The following is a 21907-nucleotide window of genomic DNA, read 5'->3' on the forward strand; positions in this document are numbered from 1 at the left end:
CAGCGGTTCGCCGATCTCGGTGTGGATGTGCAGATCACCGAGCTGGACGTGATGACCGGTGGCAACCAGGCCAACATCTACGGCGCCGTCACCCGGGCCTGCATGAACGTGTCCCGCTGCACCGGTATCACGGTGTGGGGTGTGCGCGACTGCGACTCGTGGCGTGGTTCGGACAACGCGCTGCTGTTCGACTGCAACGGCAACAAGAAGGCCGCGTACACCAACGTCCTGAACGCCCTCAACGCCGGCACGGGCACCCCGACCACGCCCCCGCCGACCAGCCCGCCGCCCACCGACCCGCCGCCCACCACCCCGCCGCCGACCACGGGCGGATGCTCGGCGTCGGTGTCGCTGAACTCGTGGAACGGCGGGTTCGTGGCCACCGTGAAGGTGACCGCAGGCTCAGCCGGCACGAACGGGTGGAACGTCAGCGTCACCCTCCCGAGTGGCGCCAGCGTCACCAACACCTGGAGCGCGACGGCCAGCGGCTCCAGCGGCACGGTGCGATTCGCCAACGTGGACTACAACGGCCGGCTCACCGCGGGGCAGGTCGCCGAGTTCGGCTTCCAGGGCACGGGCAGCGGGACCGGCATGACGCCCACCTGCACCGCCTCCTGACCCTTCGAGCGCACACGACGGCCGGTGTGGAGGATGGTTCTCCACACCGGCCGTCGTACGCAGCGGGTCGGTCAGGAGTACGGGAGCCGCAGCACCGACTGGTTGCCGAGGCCAATGGTGCTGGGGTTGTTGCCGATCGCCGACCACACCTCAACCCGGACCCTGCCGTTGCTCAACGCGCCCAACGTGCCGGTGGCCGAGGCTAGGCCGGCGCCCTGGGTGTAGTGCTCGTAGCCCGAGACCGGATCGGTGGCGAAGTAGCGCCACGTCTCCACCCGGTCCCAACTGCCGTTGCCGGTGAGGTCGTAGGAGACCCGCACCTGCACGCCGTTGCCGACCGCCGTCCCCGCGTCCACGAACAGGTCGAACGTCGTCTGCCCACCGGAGTAGGCGAGGTTGAGGCCCGTCGCCGTGAAGACCTGCGCGTTGGTGGGCGTACCGTCGTGGTTGCCGTTGGCCGCCGCGACGGTCGTCGTGGCCGCGCTACCGGCGGCACCCAACCCGCCCCCGGGCAGCAGGTACCGCGTCGGACCGCCGGTGGACGGCGGCGGAGTCGTCGTCGGCGGCGGGGTGGTCGTCGGTGGGGGATCCGTCGGCGTCGTCGGGGGTACGCCGCCGGCCGCGTTACCGCCACTCCAGGTGTACGCCCCGGTGGTGGCCGTCTTACCGGCGCCCACGCTCAGCGTGGTGCCGTTGGAGAACGTCACGGTGATCGGGCTGGCGGTCGGGTTCGACGCCACGTAGGTGCGGGCGCCGTTGCGGGAGAAGACCGCCGACAGTGGATGGTTGCCGGTCACCGTCGTGTCGACGGTGCCCAGCGCCGCGAGGTTGCGGATCCAGTGGAAGGTGTGCGCTCGGCTCTCGCCCTCCTCCGGCGTGTAGCCGGGGTTCGCGCGGAGGTTCGCCAGCGCCGCGTCGGGGTCACCGAGGGCCTGGAACTGCCAGAGGATGTCCTGCCACACCGTCGGTTGCCCGCCATTGTTGCGGACCAGTTCGGCGTAGTTGGTCCGCACGTACGCCGGGTTGTTGCCCAGGTACAGGTGCCCGCCGGTGACCGGCAGCAGGTTGATGCCCTGGATCATCTCCGGTTCGGCGCTGAACCAGGTGGCGTACGCGCCGCCGCTGCCCCAGACCATGCCGACGGTGGAGTGCCCGAAGGCGGCGGGGAAGTTCTGGTCGCTGACGTCGAACCAGTACTCCTGGATCGCCGCGGCCTGGGTGGTGTAGAGGAAGACGCCGGCGTCGCGGACGGCGGTGTCACCAGTCGTCTGCCCCCACTGGATCAGGGCGCTGGCGAAGTTCATCCCCTCCGACGAGGACTCCTGATTGTTGCCGGAGCCGAAGGAGCCGTGCCCGGACGCCCAGTCGTGGCCGGCGTAGATGTCGAAGTCCCGCAGGTACGGGAAGCGGGTGTCGTCGCGGCGGTAGTTGTTGGCGTCGCGGATCAGCAGGTCGACCATGCCGCCGTAGCGGCTGGTGGCCGCCCAGGTCGGGTCGAACTTGGCCAGGGTCGCCGCGGCGGCGATGTAGTAGCCGTAGTGGAAGTGGTGGTCGTTGAGCTCCTGGTCGGACCCGTACGACGCGGGGTAGCCGATCAGGGTGCCCCAGTTGTTGTCGTAGTAGAAGACCCGGCTGGTCTTGCCGCTGGACGCGGTGAACCAGTCGGTGAGGGTGCTGCGGATCGCGTTCAACGCGCTGTCGCGCGTCGCGGTGTCGTTGACCTGGTCGGCGATCTCGGCGATCCGGGCGGCCCGACCGAGCCCCTTGCCGGTCCAGTAGGTGTCGTTGCCGCGTTGGTCCATCGGGTTGCCGCGAACGGCCGCCAGTTGGCTGGTGAGCGTCGCCAGGTCACTCCCGCTGCCGTCGCCGACGGCCGGCAACTCCGGCAGGATGCCCTGGAACTTCATCGCGGTGCGGAACTGGTTGACGCCGGTCAGCACCTTCATCCGGCCGCGCGCCGACGGGTAGGTCGGGGTGATCGCGGTGGATCCGCTGAGCGACTTCCACTGGTGCGGGTAGAGGCTGACCACGGTCTGCGTGGCGGTGCCCTCCCGGGCGGTGGTGGTGAACGCGTACGTGGTGGTGAGACCACTCGTCGCCGGGTTGTACGAGTACGAGACCTGGGTGCCGGTCACGTGGGCGTGCGCGTACTGGCCGTAGGTCGCGGCCAGGCTGGCGCGCTCCGATGCGCTTGACGTCGGCGGCAGGAGGGCGATGGAGAAGTATCCCCGACCGGCCAACGTGGACGAGATCCGGCCGGATGCGACCGTCCAGCTCGCGCCGCTCGGGGCGTACCCGACGTAGTCGTGGCCGCTGACCTGGAAGCCGATGGTGGCGCCGCTGTTGGACCAGACGTCCGGGGTGCCGGCGGTGCTGATCGACGCGTCGCCGCCGGTGGCCTGGAAGTACGCGAAGGGCAGACCGTGGCCGATGGTGGCGCGCAGGGTGCGGGTGCCGTCGCTCCAGTGCGGGCTGACCGTCCAGTCCGTCCAGCCGTCCACCTTGACCTGCGGTGCGGCGAGTCCGGCGACGCCGACCCGGATGTCCTGCACGTACGGGTAGTGGAACTCCCCGACGCCGGTCGCGGTGCCGCTGATGGCGGGTGTGGAGTTCGCGGAGAAGCCCAACCCGTCGGTGAAGGTGTCGTACGAGATCGGGTGGGCGTGCAGGGGCTCGCTGAAGGAGCAGTCGGTGCGCTTCCACAGCAGCGAGGACCACCAGTCGTTGGTGGGTATCGGGCCGGTGGGCGCGTTGGCGGTGGCGAACTGACGGGGGTTGCTGGACATCGCGCCGCACCCGCTCGGGAGCGGGCCGACCGGTGTGGTGGTGTAGCTGCCGGCGCCGACGGGTGCGGCCTCGGCCGCGCGGGTGACGGGGATCGCGAGGCCGCCGACGACCAGGGCCAACGCGGTAACGGCGGCCAGGGCCCATCGGCGGTGGGGGACGGGAGGTTTCATGGTGCCTCCATCGCGCGCCGGGTGTGGCCGTTTCCGGGTCCGACGCGGTGCGTCTGAATTGGGGGGAAGGTCGGGTGAGAGAGCGCTCTCACGGCCACGGTAGTGGAGCACCGAGATTCCCGTCAATGTGTCCGTCCGGTTGCGTGCGGATGTCGTCAGGCGTCGGCGCCCTGGACGCCGCCCCGCAACGCCTCGGGTACGCGCATCCGCCACGCGTCCGTCACCAGCTCGCCCAGGCGCTCCAGGTCGATCTGCGCCAGGCGCAGCAGCACCAGGGGCAGCCCGTCGTACCCGGGGGTGGTGAAGAAGACGTCCGGCTCGCCGAGCAGGAGAGCCTGCTTCTCCGCCTCGTCCCCGACGTACAGCACCGCGATGTCGAGTCGGATCACCCGCGGCTTGCCCGGTACACGCTCCGGATAGGACCAGACGAAGCCCTTGTCGGCCACCCGGAAGTCGAACCCGTCGCTGGGGATCTCCACCGTGTGCGGCAGGGCCAACGCCACCCGGCGTACGTCCTCCGCGTCAACCACCGTGCCCCCTCGTGCCGCGCGCCAACCGCATGCGCCGAGACTACGCGTCGGACAGCTCGACGTGGGTCGCGCCGACGATGGCCCGGTTGCCGTTCTCCTGCACGTAGCCGACGACGGCGGCACTGCGCGGATCGAGGTCGGGCGGTGTCACGAGATCCAGCCGTCCCCGCTCGGCGCCCAGGCTCGCCGACGCGAAGGCGCGCACGACGTTGTCCTGTCGCAGCCTTCGCCCGGCGTTCTCACCCCGGGCGATCTCGCTGTCCAGGCCCCGCTGCACGATCGCCACGTTCACCACCGTGTTGGCCGGCGGCCGCTCGGCCTGGTAGTCCAGCACCACCCGCTGCCCGTCCCACTCGGCCACGGACACCGTGAGGGAGGTGGAGGTCGGTGACGCCAGGGCGGACGCGATCGCGCCGGACGCCTGTCGACGATCGGACCCGACGAACTCGACGGTGCCGTTGACGACCATCTGCGGGGTGTACAGACCCCGGGTGCCCAGGGCGCGCGCGTACGCCTCCTGCCGCGCGGTGTACGCCGCGTCGGCGAACTGGTCGGGCCACCCCAGATCGTCCCAGTAGTCGACGTGGAAGCCGAGGCCGAAGACGGCCTGACCGCGCTCCCGGGCGTTGCGCTCGATCTCGGTCAGCAACTCCTCCGCCGGGGGGCAACTGTTGCAACCCTGCGAGGTGAACATCTCCACGACGGCGAAGCCGCCGCCCGTCGATGGGTTCGTCATGGTGGCGGGTCTCCTCCCACGTGCGGCCGGGGGCGTTGGGTTCCCCGTTCCGGCCGCGACAATGCGCGCGGGGTCACCTTCCCGTCGGCCCCGGGCGGACACCGGCCACCCGGGTGGTTGGATGGTCAGGTGCAGTTCACCGTGACAGACGCGCCGGAGCGGGAGCGTTTCGAGGCGCGCGACGAGACGGGTGCGGTCGCCGGGTTCGTCACCTATCAGCTGACCGGTTCGATCATCGCCTACACCCACACCGAGGTCGATCCGGCGTTCGAGGGCAGGGGAGTCGGGTCGACGCTGGCCCGCGCCGTGATGGACGACGCGCGCGCCAAGCGCCGAACCGTCGTGCCGATCTGTCCGTTCCTCGCCGACTGGCTGGTCAAGCACCCGGAGTACGAGAGCATCGTGGTTCGGTCGACCCGCAAGGTCAAGTAAGCGTACAACGCTGATCTTCGCCCTCCATCCGATCGGGAGACGTGAACGATGACTGCTCGAACCCTCCGGGCGATGCACCACGGCCGCGCGGTCGGCGACCCGCTCGTCCTGCCGGGTCCCTGGGACGCGGCCAGCGCGCGGGCCTTCGCCGAGGCCGGCTATCCCGCCCTCGCCATCCCGAGCGCCGGGGTCGCCGCATCGCTCGGCTACGAGGACGGCGCGACCCCGCCCGACGAGATGTTCGCCGCGGTGGCGCGGATCGTCCGGGCCGTCTCCGTCCCGGTGTCCGCCGACGTGGAGGGCGGGTACGGCCTCACCCCCGGCGAGCTGGTCGGGCGGCTGCTGGAGGCGGGTGCCGTCGGCTGCAACCTGGAGGACTCCGAGGCCGGCACCACGCTGAAGGATCCGCAGCGGCACGCGGACTGGTTGGCCGAGGTACGCGCCGAAGCCGGCGACGCGCTCGTCATCAACGCGCGCGTCGACACGTTCCTGGCCGGCGCGGGTGACCCGGCCGACGCGGTGGCACGCGCCCGCCTCTACACGGCTGCCGGCGCCGACTGCGTGTACCCGATCCTGGCCCCGCCGGAGCTGCTGCCGGAGTTGCGCGACGGCATCACGGGTCCGATCAACATGGTCGCCGACGCGGACAGCGCGTCGGTGGCCGAGTTGGCGCGGTGGGGCGCGACGCGCATCACCTTCGGCCCGGCCATGCAGCGGTACGCGATCGGGGCGATCACCGACCTGGCGGCACGGCTGCGCGCCTGAGCACATCCACCGCCCTGCCGGGCCGGTCCAGTCGCCACCCGCCGGTCGCCCGGTGGTCGGTAGTCGGTCAGGCGTCGCTGCGGGCGGCGAGGGCGTCGACCAGGCGACGGGTGGAGCCGGCCAGGTTCCACCGTCCGGCGAGGTCGATCAGCCGGTCCGGGTCGACCGGGGCGGACGGCAGCGTGGTGGGCAGCTCCGGCAGGGGCACGTCCAGGGCCACCCGGACCACCGTCGGCGCGACGGCCAGGTAGTCGCGGGCCGCGGCCAGCTTGGTACGCAGGCCCGGTGCGAAGGACGAGTCGGAGTCGTCCAGCGCGGCCAGGATGCCGGCGATGCTGCCGTACCGCTCGATGAGCCGGGCGGCGGTCTTCTCACCGACGCCGGCGACCCCGGGCAACCCGTCGCTGGGGTCGCCGCGCAGCGCGGCGAAGTCTGCGTACCGGTCGGCGGGCACGCCGTAGCGTGTCCGCACCGCGGCGTCGTCGCAGTCGTCCAGCTTGGCGACGCCGCGCCCCACGTAGAGCAGCCGGACCGCCCGGGTGTCGTCGACGAGCTGGAACAGGTCCCGGTCACCGGAGACCACCTCGACCGGGCCGGGCTGGGTCACCGAGAGCGTGCCGAGCACGTCGTCGGCCTCGTAGCCGGTCGCGCCGACCGCGGTGATGCCCACGGCGGTCAGCACCTCCAGGATCATTGGCACCTGTGGGGAGAGCGTGTCCGGAACGATCTCGCCGCCCTGCGGGGCCACCCGGTGCGCCTTGTACGACGGCAGCAGGTCGACCCGCCACGCCGGGCGCCAGTCGTAGTCGAGGGCGCAGACCATCCGGTCGGCGCCCCGCACGCGAATCAGGGTGGCGAGCATGTCGAGGAAACCGCGCACCGCGTTGACCGGGGTGCCGTCCTCGGCCTTGGCGGCGGACTCCGGAATGCCGAAGTAGGCCCGGAAGTAGAGGCTCGCTGCGTCGATCAGCAGGATCGGAGGTCGGTGTGCCACGCCGGACAGCCTGGCACAGCCCTCCGACGATCCGAGGCACCCCCGCCCGTCCGGCGCTGTCAGCGCTTGTCGTCGTGCCGGTAGACGGTCTCCCGCCGGGCCAGGTGCTGCACGACATAACTCGCCACCAGCAACAGGATCGCCACGAGCACCTCGACCCAGGCCGCGACGCCATCGGCCACGGTGAGTCCGACGATCAGCAGAACGAGGCCGACGAGCGCGAGGACTCCCGCCCACAGTTGCCGGCGACGGCGTGTCGCCGCCCGGTTCGCCTCGTTCCCTGCCACGTCGGTCCTCCCGGTCGGGGCCGCCGCGTGGGACCCCGACCCCAGGCTAGGGCCGCGGGGGACGCGCCGGGCCGGAAAACGACTGTGCGGCCTGGTCGCCGCGCGGCGCAGACTGCCGGTATGGCGTTTCTTCCCGGTCTGACGTTGGCCCGTCGCTACCACGACGAGGTGGTCGCGCCGATCCTGCGCCGCCGGTGTCCCCACCTGCCGTACGCGGCCGGACTGCTCGACGGTGGCTCGGAGTTGCTCGGCCTGGACACCGTGCGGTCCACCGACCACGACTGGGGGCCGCGCGTGCAGCTGTTCGTCCCGGCAGCCGAGGTGGCCCGGGTCCCCGCGCTGCGCGCCGCGCTCGACGCCGACCTGCCGGTGGAGTTCCTCGGCTGGCCGACCCGCTTCGTTGGCGAGGACGGGCGGCTGGGCGTCTCCGACCCGGCGGGCAGCCGGCACGGGGTCGACGTCGCCGAACTGACCGGCTGGTGGCACGACCGGCTCGGCTTCGACCCGGCCGCCGGGGTCACCACGGCGGACTGGCTCGCCACCCCGACCCAGCGGCTGGCGGAGGTGACGGGCGGCGCGGTCTTCCACGACGGTCTCGGTGGGGCGCTGACGGCCCGGCGTACGGCGGTGGCCTGGTATCCGACGGACGTGTGGCGCCACGTACTCGCCGCCGTCTGGACCCGGATCGCCCAGGCGGAGCACCTGCCCGGCCGGTGTGCCGAGGTCGGTGACGAGCTGGGCAGTCGTATGGTGACCGCCGGGCTGGCCCGGGATCTCATGCGACTCGGTCTGCTGCTGCACCGGCGTTGGCCGCCGTACGACAAGTGGCTCGGCAGTGTCTTCGGCCGGCTGGACGACGCCGAGCCGGTGATCGTGGCGCTGGCCGACGCGCTCGGCCCGGGCGACTGGGCGCGGCGTCAGGCGGGGCTCGTCGAGGCCCTGGAGACGGTGGCCCGATGGACCGACGACACCCGTCTCGCGGTGCCGGTGCGCGCCCGGGCGCGGCCGTTCCACAGCCGCCCGTTCCTGGTGCTGCGCGCCGAGAGGATCGCCGCCGCGCTCAGTGCCGGAGTGACCGACCCGGCGCTGCGTGCCCGGCCGCTGGTGGGCGCGGTCGACCAGTACGTGCACAGCGTCGATGTCCTCACCGACGCGGCACGGGTGCGCCGGATCGCCGGCAGCGTCTGATCAGCCGTCCGGTCACCGACCCCCGGCACCGACCGTCGACGAAGCGGGGCGGTTCGGCTCGTCGCCCTGGTCGTGGTCGGTGAGGTCGCGTAGGTGCCGGACGGGGGAGAGCAGCAGCACCATCGGCGCGCAGACCAGTGTCGCCGCGAAGACGAACAGGGTGGCGCGGGCACCCAGCGGCCCGGCCAGCACGCCGGCGACCAGTCCGCCGACCGGGATCGCGCCCCAGGACACGAAGCGCACGGTCGCCATCACCCGGGAGAGCAGGTCGGGTGGGCTGGCGATCTGCCGGTAGGTCCGAGTGGTCACGCTCAGCACCACCGTTCCGAGGGAGAAGACGACGCTGCCGGCGGCGAAGGCGGCGTACGCCAGCCACCCGGTGCCCCACGGGATCAGGAACGCACCGGCGACAGTGGTGAATCCGGAGGCGACCAGCGCGCGGGCGGTGCCGATTCGCGTGGTGATCCGGGTGGTGAGCGCCGCGCCGACAAGCGCGCCGACGCCCTCGACGGCGATCAGGATTCCGACCAGACCGGCCGGGGCGTGCAACTCGCGGACCAGGTAGAGCGGGAAGAGCGCGAACTGCGCGCCGCAGACGAAGTTCATCGCCGTCGCGGCCCACATGCTCGGCCCCATCACCGGGTGGTGCGCGACGAAGCGCCAGCCTTCGCGGATCAGGTCACCGACGGGAGGCCAGCGGTCCGGTGCGTCGACACGCCGGGCGGGCAGCGTCCGCAGCAGCGCCGCGGAGAGGAGGTAACTGGCCGAGTCGAGGAGCAGGGTGGGCACCGCGCCAAGGGCCTGCACGGCGAGCCCACCGAGGGAGGGGCCGCTGAGCAGGGTCGCGGCGTGGGTGGCCGAGGTGAGGCTGTTGCGGGCCTGCAACTGCTCCCGTTCGACGATGCTGGGTAAGAAGGTCGAGTTGGCCACGTCGAAGAGGACGTTGGCGAAGCTGACCACGAGCGCGGTGATCACGAGGTGGGCGACGGTGAGGTGCCCCCACCACCAGGCCAGGGGGATGGACGCGACGGCGGCCGCGCGAGTCAGGTCAGCGCCCACCTGGGCGCCGCGCAGCGGTAGGCGCTGCACGATGACGCCGGCCGGAAGGCCGATCACGATCCAGGCGACGTAGCTGGAGGCGGTGATCAGACCCATCTGGAACGCGGAGGCGTCGAGGACGGTGAGCGCGGTCAGCGGTAGGGCGACCGAGCCGACCGCCGACCCGACCATGCTGGTCGTGCCGGCGGTCCACCAGCGCCAGAACACCCCGGCCCGTTCGTCGACGTGCATGTCGCCGGCCCCCGTTCGCCAAAGCCAGTGCGTTCCAAACTGGAACGGACTATAGTCGGAGCGGGAGCAACGGAGGTAGTGGTGCGGCGAGAGGATCTTGCCGACGCGGACTGCGGCATCGCGCAGGCGCTCGGCGTACTGGGGGACTGGTGGACGTTCCTCATCGTGCGCGACGTCGCCGGTGGAACGACCCGCTTCGACGCCCTGCAACGCGAGCTGGGCGTCAGCCGGCGGGCGCTGACCGAGCGCCTCGGCGCCCTGGTCGAGCACGGGGTGTTGGAGCGCCGGCCGTACTCACGACACCCACCGCGCTACGACTACCTGCTCACCGGGAAGGGCGAAGGGCTCCTACCGGTGCTGATCGCCCTGCAGGAATGGGGGACGAAACACCTGATGGGTGACGGAGAGCTGACCGCGACGGCCGACGCCGGGTCTGCCGAGGCGCGCCGGGCGCACGACCTGATCGGGCGGCGGTTGCCCGAGGCCGTGCTGCCTGGTGTAGACGGTCACCCGGTGCCGGTGGCCGCGACGGGCGCGTGGAGCGTCCTCTACCTTTTCCCCGGGGCGTACGCGCCGGGGACGCAGGGCTATCCGCCGGCCTGGTCGGAGATCCCCGGTGCCCGGGGCTGCACCCTCGAATCGACCACGTACGCGAAGCGGCACCCCGACTTCCAGGCCGCCGGGGTACGGGTGTACGGGATCAGCACGCAGCGGCCGGACCAGCTCGCCGACTTCTCCGCGTACGCCGGGCTGCCGTTTCCGCTGCTGTCCGACCAGGACGGCCGGCTGGCCGCCGGGCTGCTGCTGCCCGTTTTCCGCGCCGGTGGGATGACCCGGTTCAAGCGACTGACGCTGCTGGTCGACCCGCAGGCGGTGGTGCGAGCCGTGCAGTTCCCGGTCACCGACCCGGCCGGCTCGGTGGAGGAGATGCTCACCCTGGCCCGCGAACACGCAACGATCCCCGGCTGACGCGGGGGCGTCGTCCGGGGATCGTTGCGACCGAACCGTCAGGCCGGGAGCGTCCAGCGCTGGTTGGCGCCGGCGAAGCAGTCCCAGATCTGCAGCCGGGTGCCGTCGGCGGAGCTGTTGTCGCTGGCGTCCAGGCACTTGTTCGACTGCGGGTTGCGCAGCGTCCCGTTGGACTGCGCCTGCCAGACCTGCGCGCCGCTGCCGTTGCAGTCCCAGAGCTGCACCTTCGCGCCGTTGGCGGTGGAGCCGCTGGTGATGTCGGCGCACTTGCCGAGGGCGCGTAGCGTGCTGTCGCTGGCCACGGTCCAGGTCTGCGCGTTGGTGCCGTTGCAGGTATAGAGCTGGATGGCGGCGCCGTTGGCGGTGCTCGCCGCGGCCACGTCGACGCACTTGCCGCCGATGCCGGTGATCCGGCCGGTACGACCGGTCGGCGGCGGCGTGGTGCCACCCATGATGGTGTCGTACATCGCGCTGAGCAGCGAGGTCGAGCCGCTGGTGTCCTGGCTCAGTTCCCAGTTCATCACGCCGCCGGCGTTGGCCAACGCCCACTGCGTCTTGCGCTTGACGGTCGGGATGCCGTTCCAGCACTGCTGCGAGCCGTTGATGGTGGCGCAGTCCCGGTTGGCGTTCGCCGGGTCCAGACCGACCAGGTACGAGTAGTTGTAGTAGACCGGGCGGCTGTAGAACGGGATGCCGAGCACGGCCTTGCTGGCCGGCAGACCCCGGGCCTTCCACCCGTTGATGGCGTTGATGGACCAGTCGTAGTTGGCGTGCGGGCTGCCGCCGTCGTACGCCATGATGTTGAGCCAGTCGACCTGGTTGAAGACTGCCGTCTGCACGCCCTGCACACTGCCGCCCTCGGAAACCACGGCGGCGGTGAGCAGCTTGCCGCGGCTGCGCAGCGCGCCACCGAGCTGCGTCATGAGGGCCGTGTAGTTGTTGGCCGAGGCGCCCGCGTCGGGGTATTCCCAGTCCATGTCGACGCCGTCGAGGTTGTACTGGTTGACGAAGTTGACCAGGTTGTTGACGAAGTTGGTGCGGCTGCCGGAGTTGGCGGCGAGGGCCTCGAAGGCGGAGTCGTTGCCGTCGTTCCAGCCGCCGACCGCGATCGACACCTTGACGTTGTTGGCGTGGCCCTGCGAGACCAGCGAGGAGAGCCGGGCCCCGTCGACCCCCTGCAGGCTGCCGTCGCTGTTGGGCAGGATGAAGGCGTAGTTGATGTGGGTCAGCTTGTTGTACTGGATGGTGTTGATGTTGCCGGCCCAGGAGGGCATGTAGCCGACGCTCTTGAAGTTGTTCGGCAGCACCACGGCCTGCGCGGCGGTGGACGTGACGGTGAGTGTGGCGGCGGCGGTCGCCAACGCGAGCAGGCCGGCGGCGAGGGCGCGGCGCAGTGGTGAGGACATCGGGGGCCTTCCCGTGGGCGGGGGACGACACCGCCCGCGCAGGGTTGTCGCGGGCGGGAGGTGCGGGGACGCAGGAACGGGTGGGCCTCGAGGCAGCCAAATCTTAAAGAGTGTTAACTGTCCGAGTCAATCAATGACGGTAGATTTCCTTCGTGCCGGTTGTCCGGATTCCACCCTGGCCCAAACGACCGTTAAGCTGACGGTGTGGGAACCGACGAGCTGTATCCGCCCGATCGGCTGATCGCCGCGCAGCGCGCCACCGCCGCAGCCGGCCTTGACGCCCTGCTGCTCACACCCGGCAGCGACCTGCGCTACCTGACCGGATACGACGCCCACGCGGGGGAGCGGCTCACCTGCCTGGTGCTGCCCGCCGAGGGTGAGCCGACCCTGATCGTGCCGAGGCTGGAACGCCCCGCGGCGGAGGCGTCCCCCGCGCCGGCCACCGGTGTGCGCATCGTCGACCACGTCGACGGCACCGACCCGTACCCCCTGGTCGCCGCCGCCCTCGACGGACCGGTCGCGGCGGTCGGGTTGGCCGACCGGATGTGGGCCGAGCAGGTTCTCGCGCTGCGCGCCGCGCTTCCCGACGCCGCGCAGCGGCTCGCCGGCGAGGTCCTGCGGGAGTTGCGCATCCGTAAGTCGGCGGCGGAGGTGGCGGCGCTCGCCGAGGCCGGCAGGGCCATCGACGAGGTGCACCTGCGGATGGGCGAGTGGCTGCGCCCCGGCCGCACCGAGGCCGAGGTCGCCACCGACATCGCCGCGGCGATCCGGGCTACCGGGCACGTGACGGTCGACTTCGTCATCGTGGCGTCCGGACCGAACGGGGCCAGCCCGCACCACGGCACCTCGGACCGGCCGATCGGGGCCGGCGAGCCGGTGGTGGTCGACATCGGCGGCACGATGCCCTCCGGCTACCGCTCGGACTGCACCCGCACCTACCTGGCCGGCGGGTCCGCGCCGGGCGACTTCCTGGACTACTACGAGGTGCTCCGCGACGCCCAGCGCGCCGCCGTCGCGGCGGTGCGCCCCGGGATCACCGGCGCGCAGGCCGACGCCGCGGCCCGTGAGCCGATCGCCGCCGCCGGCTACGGCGAGGCGTTCCTGCACCGCACCGGCCACGGCATCGGCCTCGACGGTCACGAGGAGCCCTACCTGGTGGCCGGCAACGACCGGCCCCTGGAGGCCGGGATGGCGTTCTCCATCGAACCGGGCATCTACCTGGCGGGCCGGCACGGCGCCCGCATCGAGGACATCGTCGTCTGCACCACGGACGGCGTGCAACAGCTCAACACCACCCCCACGGAGCTCATCGCGCTATGACTGTCGACCGGATCCTGCCCACCGACGAGGCCCACGACCTGCTGGGTCTCGCCACCGAGCTCGCCGACCGCGAGCTCGCACCGAAGGCCGCCGCCTTCGAGGAGCGCGCCGAGTTCCCCCGCGAGGTGCTGCGTACCCTCGGCCGGGCCGGCCTGCTGGGCCTGCCCTACCCCGAGGAGTACGGCGGCGCCGCCCAGCCGTACGAGGTGTACCTGCAGGTGCTGGAGATCCTCGCCAGCCGTTGGCTCGCGGTCGCCGAGGCGGTCAGCGTGCACACCCTGTCCTGCTACCCGGTGGCGGCGTTCGGCAGCGACGAGCAGCGCAAGCTGCTGCCCGACATGATCGGCGGCGAACTGCTGGGCGCGTACTGCCTCTCCGAGCCGCAGGGCGGCTCCGACGCGGCGTCGCTGAGCACCCGGGCGGTCCGCGACGGCGACACGTACCTGGTCTCCGGCACCAAGGCGTGGATCACGCACGCCCGGACCGCCGACTTCTACAACGTCTTCTGCCGCACCGGCGGGCCCGGCCCCAAGGGGATCTCCTGCCTGGTCGCCGACGCCGGTACTCCCGGCATTACCCCGCAGGCGGCCGAGCGGACGATGGGTCTGCGCGCCTCCCCGGTGGCCCAGATCGCCTTCGACGACGCGCGGGTGCCGGCCGACCGGTTGATCGGCGGCGAGGGGGAGGGCTTCACCATCGCGATGTCCGCCCTCGACTCCGGCCGGTTGGGCATCGCGGCCTGCGCAGTCGGGCTGGCCCAGGCGGCCCTGGACTACGCGGTCGGCTACGCCCGCGAACGGCAGCAGTTCGGCCGGTCCATCATCGACTTCCAGGGGTTGGGCTTCCTGCTCGCGGACGCGGCCACCCAGATCTCCGCGGCCCGCGCGTTGACCCTCGCGGCGGCCCGGCTGCGCGACGCCGGCCGCCCGTACGCGATCGAGGCGGCCAAGGCGAAGCTCTTCGCCACCGACATGGCCATGCGGGTGACCACCGACGCGGTACAGGTGCTCGGCGGCGCGGGCTACGTTGCCGATCACCCGGTGGAGCGGTACATGCGCGAGGCCAAGGTGCTGCAGATCGTGGAGGGCACCAACCAGATCCAGCGGATGGTGATCTCCCGGGACCTGGCGCGGGGCTGAGGACGACGGGTGCTGGCGCGGCCCACGGTGGCCGCGCCGGGTACTGCGTCGCCGTCGGGCGGTTTTCCCGGTAGGTTGCACGCCGTGGAGGAGATCGACCGCGCTATCGTCGCCGCGCTGACCGCCGACGGCCGTCTGTCGTACACCGACCTGGCCGAGAAGGTGGGGCTGTCGGTGTCCGCGGTGCACCAGCGGGTGCGCCGGCTGGAGCAACGCGGGGTGATCAAGGGGTACGCCGCCCGGGTGTCGTTCGAGGCGCTGGACCTGCCGCTGACCGCGTTCGTGGCGATCCGCCCGTTCGACCCGTCGCAGCCGGACGACGCGCCGGAGCGGTTGTCGCACCTGCCCGAGATCGACTCCTGCTACTCGGTGGCGGGGGAGGACTTCTACATGCTGCTGGTGCGGGTGGCCAGTCCCGCCGACCTGGAGCGGGTGTTGCAGGAGATCCGCACCTCGGCGAACGTCACGACTCGGACCACTGTGGTGCTGTCGACCCCGTACGAGAACCGGCCGCCGAAGATCAGTGCCGCGGCGCCGGGTCGGTCGCGGTCCCGGGCGCCGGAGGAGCCGGCTGGTTCCACCGCAGGATGACCTGCCGGCCGTGCTCGTGACCGAGCGCGCTGACCGTGGCGGTCTCCAGGCGTAGCCGGCCACCCGCGGACGGGGGCAGGCCGATCCAGCGGGCGCCGAGCACTCGCAGGCTGTGGGCGTGACCGACAAGCGCGACCGTGCCCCGGTCGAGGAGCGGGGTGACCCGCTCGAGCACCCGGTCGACCCGTTCGCCGACCTGCGCGGGGGACTCCCCGCCGGGGCAGCCGTCGGTCCAGATGTTCCAGTGCGGCTGGTCGGAGTGGATGTCGACGGTGGTACGCCCCTCGTACTCGCCGTAGTTCCACTCGCTGAGGTCCTCGTCGACGGCGTCGACGGTGAGGCCGGCGAGCTGTGCGGTGCGCAGCGCCCGGGAGCGGGGGCTGGCCAACACTGTCACGAACCGCCGGCCGGCCAGGAACGCGGCCAGGGTGCGGGCCTGTCGCTCGCCGTCGGGGGTGAGCTCCAGGTCGGTGTACGAGGTGTGCCGCAGGCTGGCGCTCCAGGTGGTCTCGCCGTGCCGGATCAGCAGGAGCTCTCCCATGCGGCCAGTTAACCACCGCGGCGGGGGTCGGTAGGCGACCCTCCCTCAACCTATCTTCCTAGGATGCCTTAGCGGGTGTGCCGACCGGCACTGCCGGTTTCGGCACCCAGAGACCGGGCAAGCGAGCAGGGACAACAGCCAGACCGAGGAGGCGCGATGAGCTTCACCGAGAAGGCAAAGAACAAGGTCGAGCAGATGGCCGGCGCCGCACGGGAGCGCGTCGGCGACATGACCGACAACGAGCGGATGCGTGGCGAGGGCGCCAGCCAGCAGAGCGACGCGCGCGCCAAGCAGGCCGGTCAGAACGTCAAGGACGCCGGTCGCAACGTGAAGGACTCCTTCACGAAGTGACCTGAGCGGTTCGCGGGTCCCCGGGTGCACCGTCGCCCGGGGACCCGCCGCGTGTGGCGGTTAGTGTCGCCGGGTGACGGTGCTTCGTTCCCTGCTGTTGTTCGCGCTGGCCGCGCTGGCGGAGATCGGCGGCGCGTGGTTGGTGTGGCAGGGCTGGCGGGAGCAGCGTGGCCTGTGGTGGATCGCGGCCGGTGTGGTCGCGCTGGGCTGCTACGGGTTCGTGGCGACGTTCCAGCCGGACGCGAACTTCGGCCGGATCCTGGCCGCGTACGGCGGGGTGTTCGTGGCCGGATCGTTGGGCTGGGCGATGGTGGTGGACGGTTTCCGCCCGGACCGCTGGGACGTGACGGGCGCGGCGATCTGCCTGCTCGGTGTCGCGGTCATCATGTACGCCCCACGAGGCGGTCCAGCCTGACCCCACCCTTGCCGATCCCTGTCACCCCCCCCGTCGCGGGGCAGTGAGGGCGGTTCGGGTTTGGGATGATCGGCGGCGTGAACCGTGCTCGGATTCGTCCGTCTCTTGGCGTCCTGGTGGTGGCGGCCGTCCTCGGCAGTGCCGGGTGTGGAGCGTCCCGGGTGCCGCCGCCGGACCAGCCGGTCTTCGTCGGCTCGTCCGCGTCGTCGACCCCGTCCGTCGCGCCGTCGGTCGGTGCCTCTCCGACTGTCGTGCCGTCCAGCGCCGCTGCGCCCCCGCCGTCGACAGGTGTCCCGTCGCCGACGGCGGCTGGTGCCAGGGTGCCGGGCGCGACACCCATCGGGACCAGGGCGCCGGTCGTCAACCACGGGCCGCGGACCGGTAACAAGGTCGCGTTGACCTTCGACGCGGACATGACCGACGGAATGTTGGCCAGCCTGCGTGCCGGCCGGGTGAAGTCGTACGCCAACTTGCGCATCCTCGACCTGTTGGAACGGGAGCAGATCCCGGCGACGTTCTTCCTGACCGGTAAGTGGGTGCAGCGGTATCCGGACGTCACCCGTCGGATCGCCGGTAATCCGCGCTTCGAGTTGGCCAATCACACCTACGGGCACGCGGCGTTCACCAGGGACTGCTACGACCTGCCCTCGCAGCCGGTGGGCGAGTTACGCGGCGACGTGGCGAAGACGTTCGAGGTGATCAAACCGTACGGGGGTCGGCAGACCCGGTACTTCCGTTTCCCGGGGCTGTGTCACGACGCGGCGGCGCTGGACGCTCTGGCCCCGCTGGGCGTGACGGTCGTCGACGGGGACGTGGTCAGCGGTGATCCGTTCGCGAAGGCGTGGAAGCCGTTGGTGCGGGCGGTGTTGGACCACGTACGTCCGGGGTCGGTGGTGATCATGCACGTGACCGAGGCGAATGCGGCGATGACGGATGAGGCGTTGCCGCACATCCTGGCCGGGTTGCGCGAGCGGGGGTTGACGCCGGCGCCGTTGTCCGAGGTGTTGGCCGGCTGAGTCGCCGTCGCGCGGCGTCGCCGGTCGGGCGGCGTCGCCGGTCGGGCGGCGTCGGGGTTCGGTGACCTGTCACGGTTGAGGCCGCACCGGACATGGAGTGTTTGTGAGCTCCGAGACAGCGCGTGACGAGGACCGCTTCCGGCGTGCGTACGCCGAGGATTTCGAGTCGTTGCTGGCGTTCGCGTTGCGGCGCGTCGCGCATGCGGAGGACGCGGCCGACGTTGTCGCGGAGACGTTCCTGGTGGCGTGGCGTCGCCGGCAGGACATTCCGGTCGCTGGTGAGGCGCGGTTGTGGTTGTACGGGGTGGCTCGGCGCGTGTTGGCCAATCATCACCGTGGTGGTGTTCGCCGGCAGCGTCTCGGTGAGCGGTTACGTCAGCAGATCGTCGATTCGGTTCCCGATCCGGGCAGTGAGGTGCCGGAGCGGCTTGCCGTCCGGGCGGCGTTGGCGGGTCTGCCGGAGCTGGACCGGGAGGTTCTGATGCTCACCGTCTGGGAGGGACTGCAGCCGCATGAGGTGGCCGCCGTGCTGGGGGTGGGTCCTGCGGCGGTGCGGACCCGGTTGTCGCGGGCGCGGGCGAAGTTGCGAGGGCTGGTCGGTGACGACCCGGGGCCGCCCGGACATGTACTCGACGTGCTGACCGCATCCACCCGCAGGGAGGACTGATGACCATGGAGGAGCGTGTCGACCGGCTGCTTCGGGATGCCGATCCGGGTCGGCTCGGTGTCGTGGGGGAGGTCGGCGGGGTGAAGCAGGCCCTGCTGACGGAGATCATGTCCGAGCGTGGTGGCGGGATGTCGCGGCGGTTGCGGGTGGGGCGCTTCGCCGGCGTCGTGACGGCGGCTGCCGTACTCGTCAGCGTGGTGCCGGCGTCCATGATGCTGCGGGGGCAGTCAGAGGGTGGTGGGGTGTCGCCGATCGTCACCGCGGACGCGGGGAAGGTCTTTTCGCCGGGGGCGATGGCGGCGGCGGAGAGGAATCCGCGCCTGCTGATCGACCGGGCCGGTTGGAAGGTGACCAGGTTGTACGGGTTCGCCGAGGAGCAGGGTGGCGTGGTGTTCCGCCGGGGTGAGCGGGAGGTGGAGACGACCTGGTATCCGGGGTACGCGTACGCGGAGCGTTATCCCGATCGGCTCGTTGATGGTCCTGCGAAGTCGGTGCGGGTCGACGGTTGGCCCGCTGAGGTGTTCCAGAGCCTCAACGGTGATTTCACGGTGATGGTGCGTCCTCGTGATGACGTGTTCGTGGAGATGAAAACTTCCGGGAACTGGTCGCGTAAGGACCTGGACCGGGTTCTCGGGGACATCGTCCGGGTGGACGCGCGGACGTTCTTGGCCGTGCTTCCGGCGGAGATGGTCATGCCGGTGCGGGAGCGGGCGGCGAGGGTGCTCGCCGACGTGCCGCTGCCGCCGGGGTTCGATGTCGCCGAGCTGGAGGAGGTCGGGGTGAGTGACTCGTACCAGTTCGGCGTGGGTGTGACGTCCCGGGTCGGCTGCGGGTGGATCGCGGAGTGGCAGCGGGCGAGGGCGAGCGGAGACGAGGCCGGGGTGCGGCGGGCGGCCGATGCGCTGCGGAGCAGCCACGGGTGGCGGGTGCTGCGGGAGATGGATGAGGCTGGTGACTGGCCGGAGGTGTTCTGGGAGTACGCCGACGAGGTCGCGGCCGGGACGCTGCGGGCGGGTTATTCCGAGGGCCTGGGTTGCCGGTGACGGGGAACGGCGACGCCCCCGGGAAGAGCATCCCGGGGGCGTCGCCGTTGGTGGTTCAGTCGTCGCGGTGGTCGGCCCACCACTGCTGGCCGCCGGCGGGCAGGGTGTCGATCGGGTCGTAGTAGGCGTAGCGCTTGTTGAGCGCCTCCAGGTCGGCGGACTCGATGGAGGTGCGGTAGTTCTTGGTCCAGTAGGAGATGCCGCGTTCGCGGTCGTAGTCGGTGAGCATGTGCACCCAGCGTTTGCCGACGAAGGGGACGTCGCAGACGATCCGCGGGGTGGCGTAGCCGGGCAGGTAGCCCATGATGTCGTGCTGGAGCTGCTGGGCGTGCCAGACCGGGACGCGCCAGTGTTCGGCGTTGGGGATCATGTCGCACATGTAGAAGTAGTACGGCAGGATCCCGGCTTCGCCTTGGAGGGCGAAGCAGAGGTCGAGCAGTTCGGGGGTGGTGGCGTTGACGCCGCGCATGAGGACGCCCTGGTTGCGGACGTCGCGGACGCCGACGTCGAGGGCGGTCTGGGCGGCCTTGGCGACCAGTGGGGTGAGCGACTGGGCGTGGTTGACGTGGGTGTGGATGGCGAGGTTGACGCCGCGGCGGGCGGCGGTGCGGGCGACGCGTTCCAGGCCTTCGACGACGTCGGGTTGCAGCCAGTGCTGGGGGAGGCCCATGAGGGCCTTGGTGGCGAGGCGGATGTCGCGGACGGTCTCCAGTTCGAGCAGGCGCATGAGGTACGACTCGAGGTTGCGCCAGGGGACGTTGGCGACGTCGCCGCCGGAGACGACGACGTCGCGGACGCCGGGGTGGGCCTTGAGGTAGGCGATGTGGGCGTCGTAGCGGTCGACGGGCTTGAGGGTGAGTTTGAGTTTGTCGACGGCGGGGGTGGAGTTGCCGACGAGGTCCATCCGGGTGCAGTGCCCGCAGTACTGGGGGCAGGTGGAGAGCAGTTCGGCGAGGACCTTGGTGGGGTAGCGGTGGGTGAGGCCTTCGGCGACCCACATGTCGTGTTCGTGGAGGCTGTCGCGGCTGGCGTAGGGGTGTGAGGGCCAGTCGGTGCGTCGGTCGGAGGCGACGGGGATCATGTAGCGGCGGATGGGGTCGGCGAGCAGCGCCTCGGTGGTGAGGGGCGCGAACGGCACCATCGTGTTGATCATCTGTGGTGGCACCAGCATGGACATGGTGGCCATGGCCTTCTGGTCGGCCTCGAGGTCGGCGTAGAAGCTTTCGTCGATGAGGTCACCGAAGACGGCGCGGAGCTGCTTGATGTTCTTGACGCAGTTGACGCGTTGCCACTGGGCGGATTCCCACTGGTCGCGGGTGACGTGGCGCCAGCCGGGGAAGCGGGTCCAGTCGGGTTCGACCAGGGGGCGGCGGTGGTATTCGTAGGGCTGCCCGGCGGTCGGTGCGGCGACCGGGGCGTGACGGGGTTGCGGGATGGTCTGGGTCACGGCCCCTCCTCGGTGGTGCTGTTGATCGACGGGCCCGAAGGCTACTGGAAAATATTCGGTACAGAAACTAGTCTGCCGTAAGTTTTCCCGCTACGCGAGCCTTGACCGGGGCTTCGGGCGGCTGGGCAGGGGAGGTTGGCGTGTCGTCACCGGTGGGACTGCACCGCGTCGTGCAACCGGCGGGGGTGCTGCCGCAGGCGGCCTGGCGCCTGGACGCGTCGGCGGAGATCGCACCGAACGAGGTGCGGATCCGGGTGCAGCGGCTGAACCTGGACGCGGCGAGTTTCCGGCAGTTGTCGGAGAAGCACGGCGGTGACGGGGACGCGGTCCGCGCCGAGGTGCTGGAGATCATCTCGACGCGGGGCAAGATGCAGAACCCGGTGACAGGGTCCGGTGGGATGTTGATCGGCACGGTCGAGGAGGCCGGCCGGCGTTCCCCACTGGGGCTGAAGGTCGGTGAGCGGGTGGCGACCCTGGTGTCGTTGACGCTGACCCCGTTGGTCGTGACCGACGGGCTGGCCCGCTGGGACGGGCGCAGTGAGCAGGTGCCCTGTGACGGGTGGGCGATCCTGTTCGCCCGTTCCATCGCGGCGGTGCTGCCCGACGACGAGGACCCGCAGTTGTCCCTGGCGGTGCTGGACGTGTGTGGGGCGCCCGCGTTGACCGCGCGGGTGGTGTCGCGCTACGTCGAGGACCGTCGTCGTGTCGGTGACCCGACGCCGGTGCGGGTCGCGGTGATCGGCGGGGCGGGCAAGAGCGGGTCGCTGTCGCTCGCGGCGGCGCGGCGGGTGGGCGCCGCGCGTACCGTCGGGGTGGTGCCGGTGGCGGCGGAGCGCGACGCGCTGACGGCCGCCGGGCTGGCGTCGACGGTGGCGTTGGCCGACGCCCGGGACCCGGTGGGGTTGTCCACGGCGGTGACCACCGCCCTGGGCGCGCCGGCGGACGTCACTGTGGTGTGCGTGGACGTGCCGGGGTGTGAGCACGGCGCGGTGTTGGCCACCGCGGACGGCGGCACGGTGATCTTCTTCTCGATGGCGACGAGCTTCTCGGCGGCCGCGTTGGGCGCGGAGGGGTTGGCGGCGGACGTGACGATGCTGGTGGGCAACGGGTACGTGCCGGGGCACGCGGAGTTGGCGTTGGGGCTGCTGCGCGCCGAGCCGGGGGTGCGTCAGCTGTTCGCGGCGCGGATCGCGGCAGACTGAGGT

Annotated in this window: 23 protein-coding genes; 14 read left to right on the forward strand and 9 right to left on the reverse strand. The window is 71.4% G+C overall.

The genetic code is table 11. From position 1 onward, the window contains the following. The coding region (locus ACWCO3_RS06670) for an endo-1,4-beta-xylanase (protein ID WP_450008851.1) at positions 1-618 on the forward strand (618 nt) is incomplete at its 5' end. A 71-nt stretch (positions 619-689) separates the two neighbouring features. Here the strand turns inward: ACWCO3_RS06670 and ACWCO3_RS06675 are convergent. From ACWCO3_RS06675 to ACWCO3_RS06685, 3 genes are all read right to left on the reverse strand, one after another. Continuing rightward, positions 690-3575 (reverse strand): glycosyl hydrolase, encoded by a 2886-nt coding sequence (locus ACWCO3_RS06675; protein ID WP_450008853.1) that lies wholly within the window; start codon positions 3573-3575, stop codon positions 690-692. A gap of 155 nt (positions 3576-3730) precedes the next feature. Continuing rightward, entirely contained in the window at positions 3731-4105 is a 375-nt protein-coding gene (locus ACWCO3_RS06680; protein WP_145781969.1) for an MmcQ/YjbR family DNA-binding protein, read from the reverse strand. A 40-nt stretch (positions 4106-4145) separates the two neighbouring features. After that, a complete protein-coding gene (locus ACWCO3_RS06685) occupies positions 4146-4841 on the reverse strand; it encodes a DUF1223 domain-containing protein (RefSeq protein ID WP_450008855.1) in 696 nt (231 codons plus the stop codon). Positions 4842-4970: 129 nt separating this feature from the next. Here ACWCO3_RS06685 and ACWCO3_RS06690 point away from each other — a divergent pair, with 129 nt between their 5' ends. Beyond that, positions 4971-5273, forward strand: a complete 303-nt coding sequence (locus ACWCO3_RS06690) for a GNAT family N-acetyltransferase (protein WP_145781966.1) — start codon at positions 4971-4973, stop codon at positions 5271-5273. 48 nt (positions 5274-5321) lie between these two features. Then, positions 5322-6038 carry an isocitrate lyase/PEP mutase family protein gene (locus tag ACWCO3_RS06695; protein ID WP_450008858.1) on the forward strand — a complete coding sequence of 239 codons (717 nt, stop codon included), beginning with the start codon at positions 5322-5324 and terminating at the stop codon, positions 6036-6038. A 67-nt stretch (positions 6039-6105) separates the two neighbouring features. Here ACWCO3_RS06695 and ACWCO3_RS06700 read toward each other — a convergent pair whose 3' ends face one another. Then, positions 6106-7032 (reverse strand): 5'-3' exonuclease, encoded by a 927-nt coding sequence (locus ACWCO3_RS06700; protein WP_145781962.1) that lies wholly within the window; start codon positions 7030-7032, stop codon positions 6106-6108. Positions 7033-7091: 59 nt separating this feature from the next. Next, positions 7092-7319, reverse strand: a complete 228-nt coding sequence (locus ACWCO3_RS06705) for a hypothetical protein (RefSeq protein WP_145781960.1) — start codon at positions 7317-7319, stop codon at positions 7092-7094. 120 nt (positions 7320-7439) lie between these two features. Here ACWCO3_RS06705 and ACWCO3_RS06710 point away from each other — a divergent pair, with 120 nt between their 5' ends. Beyond that, a complete protein-coding gene (locus tag ACWCO3_RS06710; RefSeq protein WP_450008861.1) occupies positions 7440-8507 on the forward strand; it encodes a DUF4037 domain-containing protein in 1068 nt (355 codons plus the stop codon). A gap of 12 nt (positions 8508-8519) precedes the next feature. On the opposite strand, the gene ACWCO3_RS06715 is transcribed toward ACWCO3_RS06710, so the two are convergent. Beyond that, a complete protein-coding gene (locus tag ACWCO3_RS06715; RefSeq protein WP_450008863.1) occupies positions 8520-9797 on the reverse strand; it encodes an MFS transporter in 1278 nt (425 codons plus the stop codon). A gap of 81 nt (positions 9798-9878) precedes the next feature. Between ACWCO3_RS06715 and ACWCO3_RS06720 the strand changes: the two genes are divergently transcribed. Next, positions 9879-10766, forward strand: a complete 888-nt coding sequence (locus tag ACWCO3_RS06720) for a winged helix-turn-helix transcriptional regulator (protein ID WP_145781954.1) — start codon at positions 9879-9881, stop codon at positions 10764-10766. 38 nt (positions 10767-10804) lie between these two features. Here the strand turns inward: ACWCO3_RS06720 and ACWCO3_RS06725 are convergent, their stop codons facing one another. After that, the gene (locus tag ACWCO3_RS06725) at positions 10805-12172 is read right to left on the reverse strand and encodes a glycosyl hydrolase family 18 protein (protein WP_145781952.1); all 1368 of its coding nucleotides are present in this window, start codon (positions 12170-12172) and stop codon (positions 10805-10807) included. A 204-nt stretch (positions 12173-12376) separates the two neighbouring features. Here ACWCO3_RS06725 and ACWCO3_RS06730 point away from each other — a divergent pair, with 204 nt between their 5' ends. The 3 genes from ACWCO3_RS06730 (at position 12377) to ACWCO3_RS06740 (ending at position 15222) form a co-directional block, all read left to right on the forward strand. Beyond that, a complete protein-coding gene (locus ACWCO3_RS06730) occupies positions 12377-13492 on the forward strand; it encodes a M24 family metallopeptidase (RefSeq protein ID WP_450008866.1) in 1116 nt (371 codons plus the stop codon). After that, the gene (locus ACWCO3_RS06735) at positions 13489-14631 is read left to right on the forward strand and encodes an acyl-CoA dehydrogenase family protein (RefSeq protein WP_145781947.1); all 1143 of its coding nucleotides are present in this window, start codon (positions 13489-13491) and stop codon (positions 14629-14631) included. Before ACWCO3_RS06730 ends, ACWCO3_RS06735 begins: the two co-directional genes overlap by 4 nt. Before the next feature lie 84 nt (positions 14632-14715). Further along, a complete protein-coding gene (locus ACWCO3_RS06740) occupies positions 14716-15222 on the forward strand; it encodes an Lrp/AsnC family transcriptional regulator (RefSeq protein ID WP_145781945.1) in 507 nt (168 codons plus the stop codon). On the opposite strand, the gene ACWCO3_RS06745 is transcribed toward ACWCO3_RS06740, so the two are convergent. Next, entirely contained in the window at positions 15152-15763 is a 612-nt protein-coding gene (locus ACWCO3_RS06745) for a histidine phosphatase family protein (RefSeq protein ID WP_354889168.1), read from the reverse strand. The two genes, ACWCO3_RS06740 and ACWCO3_RS06745, sit on opposite strands and share 71 nt — an antisense overlap. Before the next feature lie 156 nt (positions 15764-15919). On the opposite strand from ACWCO3_RS06745, the gene ACWCO3_RS06750 reads away from it, so the two are divergent. From ACWCO3_RS06750 to ACWCO3_RS06770, 5 genes are all read left to right on the forward strand, one after another. Beyond that, positions 15920-16114 (forward strand): CsbD family protein, encoded by a 195-nt coding sequence (locus tag ACWCO3_RS06750; protein WP_088989634.1) that lies wholly within the window; start codon positions 15920-15922, stop codon positions 16112-16114. A 73-nt stretch (positions 16115-16187) separates the two neighbouring features. Then, positions 16188-16529, forward strand: coding sequence for a YnfA family protein (locus ACWCO3_RS06755; protein WP_358053036.1), 342 nt, complete (start codon positions 16188-16190; stop codon positions 16527-16529). A 77-nt stretch (positions 16530-16606) separates the two neighbouring features. After that, positions 16607-17545 (forward strand): polysaccharide deacetylase family protein, encoded by a 939-nt coding sequence (locus ACWCO3_RS06760; protein ID WP_450008871.1) that lies wholly within the window; start codon positions 16607-16609, stop codon positions 17543-17545. 103 nt (positions 17546-17648) lie between these two features. Continuing rightward, positions 17649-18212 (forward strand): RNA polymerase sigma factor, encoded by a 564-nt coding sequence (locus ACWCO3_RS06765; protein WP_145781938.1) that lies wholly within the window; start codon positions 17649-17651, stop codon positions 18210-18212. Then, the gene (locus ACWCO3_RS06770) at positions 18212-19255 is read left to right on the forward strand and encodes a hypothetical protein (RefSeq protein ID WP_450008873.1); all 1044 of its coding nucleotides are present in this window, start codon (positions 18212-18214) and stop codon (positions 19253-19255) included. Before ACWCO3_RS06765 ends, ACWCO3_RS06770 begins: the two co-directional genes overlap by 1 nt. Positions 19256-19310: 55 nt before the next feature. On the opposite strand, the gene ACWCO3_RS06775 is transcribed toward ACWCO3_RS06770, so the two are convergent. Then, positions 19311-20702 carry a KamA family radical SAM protein gene (locus ACWCO3_RS06775; RefSeq protein WP_450008875.1) on the reverse strand — a complete coding sequence of 464 codons (1392 nt, stop codon included), beginning with the start codon at positions 20700-20702 and terminating at the stop codon, positions 19311-19313. A 140-nt stretch (positions 20703-20842) separates the two neighbouring features. Between ACWCO3_RS06775 and kdd the strand changes: the two genes are divergently transcribed. Next, positions 20843-21904 carry an L-erythro-3,5-diaminohexanoate dehydrogenase gene (gene kdd, locus ACWCO3_RS06780; RefSeq protein ID WP_450008877.1) on the forward strand — a complete coding sequence of 354 codons (1062 nt, stop codon included), beginning with the start codon at positions 20843-20845 and terminating at the stop codon, positions 21902-21904. Positions 21905-21907: the final 3 nt, after the last annotated feature.

It is taken from the genome of Micromonospora sp. NPDC002411, from assembly GCF_053592955.1.

Excerpts from the sequence above, each read along its gene's own strand:
- ACWCO3_RS06715 (WP_450008863.1), bottom strand. The coding sequence starts at position 9,797 with ATGCACGTCGACGAACGGGCCGGGGTGTTCTGGCGCTGGTGGACCGCC.
- ACWCO3_RS06725 (WP_145781952.1), bottom strand. The coding sequence starts at position 12,172 with ATGTCCTCACCACTGCGCCGCGCCCTCGCCGCCGGCCTGCTCGCGTTG.
- ACWCO3_RS06710 (WP_450008861.1), top strand. The coding sequence starts at position 7,440 with ATGGCGTTTCTTCCCGGTCTGACGTTGGCCCGTCGCTACCACGACGAG.
- ACWCO3_RS06750 (WP_088989634.1), top strand. The coding sequence starts at position 15,920 with ATGAGCTTCACCGAGAAGGCAAAGAACAAGGTCGAGCAGATGGCCGGC.
- ACWCO3_RS06745 (WP_354889168.1), bottom strand. The coding sequence starts at position 15,763 with ATGGGAGAGCTCCTGCTGATCCGGCACGGCGAGACCACCTGGAGCGCC.
- ACWCO3_RS06695 (WP_450008858.1), top strand. The coding sequence starts at position 5,322 with ATGACTGCTCGAACCCTCCGGGCGATGCACCACGGCCGCGCGGTCGGC.
- ACWCO3_RS06685 (WP_450008855.1), bottom strand. The coding sequence starts at position 4,841 with ATGACGAACCCATCGACGGGCGGCGGCTTCGCCGTCGTGGAGATGTTC.
- ACWCO3_RS06735 (WP_145781947.1), top strand. The coding sequence starts at position 13,489 with ATGACTGTCGACCGGATCCTGCCCACCGACGAGGCCCACGACCTGCTG.
- ACWCO3_RS06675 (WP_450008853.1), bottom strand. The coding sequence starts at position 3,575 with ATGAAACCTCCCGTCCCCCACCGCCGATGGGCCCTGGCCGCCGTTACC.
- ACWCO3_RS06770 (WP_450008873.1), top strand. The coding sequence starts at position 18,212 with ATGACCATGGAGGAGCGTGTCGACCGGCTGCTTCGGGATGCCGATCCG.